Genomic DNA, 2,524 nt, shown 5'->3' with positions numbered 1-2,524 from the left:
CCTGCCGGCCATCTCCCCCACAAGGGGGGAGATGGCAGCTTCAACGCCTCACCCCACCTCCACCATTACCTCTCCCGCCTCGACCTTCGCCGGATAGGTCCTGAGATTTATGCAAGGCGGCAGGCGCCTGGCTTCGCCTGTGCGGTAGTCGAAGGCGCCGGAGTGTTTCGGGCATTCGACCTCGTAGTCCATCACCAGCCCGTCGGCGATGTGGACCCCCTCATGCGTGCAGAGGCCGTCGGTGCAGAACACCTCATCGTCGGGCGAGCGGAATACGGCGTAAGTCCGGCCCTCATGGTCGAAGCGGCGGGCGCCTTCCTGTTCGATGTCGTCGAGGCCGCACGCCTTGATCCAGCTGGTCATTTTTCTCACCGTAAGATTCGATCGCGGCAGGCCTCCGGGGTCACCCGGAGGCCCAGTCCTGGGATCAGTTCTTGTTCATGTACTCGGCCGCGTTGGCCGGCGTGACCAGCTCGAACGGCACGTAGACGACGCGGTCGACCTTCTCGCCCTTGGCGAGCGCGAGCGCGGCGTCGACGCCGCCGCCGCCCTGCCCGTTGGCGTTCTGGAACACCGTCACCGCAAGATCGCCGGCCTTCATCGCCTGCAGGCCGTCCTGCGTGGCGTCGATGCCGCCGACGACGACGTCCTTCATGTCGATGCCGTTGGCTTTGAGCGCCAGGATCGCGCCGATGGCGGACTCGTCATTGTTGGCGATCACGGCATCAGGTGCCGCGCCGGCGGTCAGCCAGTTGGTCATCAGGTTCTGCGCATTGTCGCGCGACCATTCCGACGACTGCTTGTCGGTGACCTTGATGAAGTTGCACATGTCGGTGGCAAAGACCTGCTCGACATCCTTGGTGCGCTGGAGCGCCGCCTGGTGCACCAGGCTGCCCATGACGATGTAGGCATTGGCGCCTGCCGACTTGCCCTTGGCGCGCAGCATCTTGCAGACCTCGAAGGCTTCCAGCGTTCCGGACTCGACCTCGTTGGAACCGACATAGACCTGTTTTTCCGGCAGGTTCGCCATGTCTGACGGTTCGAGGTTGACGAAGACCAGCGGAATGCCGGCCTTGGCGGCCTCCTCGCTCAGCGTCTTGGAGGCGTTGGTGTCGACCAGCGTGACGATGATGGCGTCGACGCCGCTGGCGATGAAGTTCTTCACCTGGTCGAGCTGCTTGGCGACGTCGTTCTGGGCATCCTCGACCTGGATGTCGGCGCCCTTCTCCTTGGCGCGGGCCTGCATGCCGTTCTTCAGCAGCGTCTGGAAATTGTTGTCGAAGTTGACGATCGAGACGCCGATCTTGGCGGCGAATGCGTTTGCCGGCATCGACATCATGGCGGCGAGCGCGGTTGACAACAGAAGTCTCTTCACGGGTTTCCTCCCTTTGGACTGGAGCGCCGGGTCACTCCGCTTCTTGATTTTCCGGCCCTTGCGGGATGGCTTGTGTGGAAAGCCAAAGGCCTTCTCACTGGGTGGATGGCCGAAGGCCATCTCAGCAGCGAACGGCCGAGGCCGTTCACGTGACTGTCTGTTCGGGCGTCATTTGGCGGCGGCGTTGGCGCGCGCCTTCTTCTTCTCGTAGCGGGCCTGCATGCGGGCCTCGCCGTCCTTGCTGCCATCGTGGAAAGTGCCGAACCAGCGGTCGAACGGAATGAGGCCGTCGCCGTAGTTCACCTCGAAATATTTGTGGTGCAGATAGTGGATATAGGCGTGACTATCGACGCTGGTGTTCTCGCCAAGCTCGACCTTGTCGAAACCGACATGGCCGGGGATCGCGCCGAAGCCGGCATAGTGGAGCTGGTAGAGCGCGAGCAGCGGGTTCGACGGGATGATCAGGTGCCAGAGCGCTACGCCGAGATAGCCGAGCTGCTCGACCGGATGCATCGACAGCGACGACCAGGGCGACGGGTTGACGGAATTGTGGTGCACCGAATGCACCCATTTGTAGAGCGGCGGCCAGTGGATCGCCCGATGCAGCAGGAAGAAATGCGTCTCGTGGATGATCGGCACCACCAGCGCCAGGCAGAACAGGTACACGGGATGCTCGGCAACCGTCAGCCACGGCACGTAGCCATTGGCATAGGCGTAGAGGATCGCCACCTCGATTGCCGTCCAGATCGGCATGCCGGTGCCGAAGGTGCGCAGCATGTTGTCGAGGTTCTGGTTCTCGAAGAAGAAGGCCTGGCTTTTCTGCTCCGATGGCCATTTGCCGTTGTATTTGAAGCGGTTGCCCTGGGCCCTCAAAATGTAGAGTCGAAGCTCGAAAACGCCGAAGAAGACGAGCAGCGCCGCGCAGTTGACGAGGAACAGGCGCAGGATCCAGCCGACGGAGAGCGTCTTCATCACCTCGGCGTCGGGCAGCACGAAATGCCACCACGCCACGGCCGAAAGCGCGAACAGCACATTGTAGGGCAGGAAATAGCTCGGCAGCCATTTCAGCACCGCCAGCGGCCGCGGTGGGAAGACGAACAGCGGCGCGGTGCTGAAATGGCTGCCGAGCTATTTCCTGCCCTACAATGT

Annotated in this window: 2 protein-coding genes and 1 pseudogene; all 3 read right to left on the bottom strand. The window is 62.5% G+C overall.

What is annotated here, in order from left to right:
• Positions 1–48: 48 nt before the first annotated feature.
• Positions 49–363 (bottom strand): MocE family 2Fe-2S type ferredoxin, encoded by a 315-nt coding sequence (locus EN745_RS33540; RefSeq protein ID WP_127423223.1) that lies wholly within the window; start codon positions 361–363, stop codon positions 49–51.
• 64 nt (positions 364–427) lie between these two features.
• Complete coding sequence (locus tag EN745_RS33535) at positions 428–1,375, bottom strand: substrate-binding domain-containing protein (protein WP_126055322.1); 948 nt, start codon at positions 1,373–1,375, stop codon at positions 428–430.
• Between the two features lie 168 nt (positions 1,376–1,543).
• Positions 1,544–2,485 (bottom strand): annotated as a pseudogene (locus tag EN745_RS33530) (sterol desaturase family protein); the annotation flags it as partial.
• Positions 2,486–2,524: the final 39 nt, after the last annotated feature.

Source organism: Mesorhizobium sp. M4A.F.Ca.ET.022.05.2.1, from assembly GCF_003998845.1.
In the GTDB taxonomy this organism is placed as follows: Bacteria; Pseudomonadota; Alphaproteobacteria; order Rhizobiales; family Rhizobiaceae; genus Mesorhizobium.
Note: the sequence above shows the minus strand (reverse complement) of the source record. Positions and strands in the feature narration are given on the sequence as shown.

Excerpts from the sequence above, each read along its gene's own strand:
- EN745_RS33540 (WP_127423223.1), bottom strand. The coding sequence starts at position 363 with ATGACCAGCTGGATCAAGGCGTGCGGCCTCGACGACATCGAACAGGAA.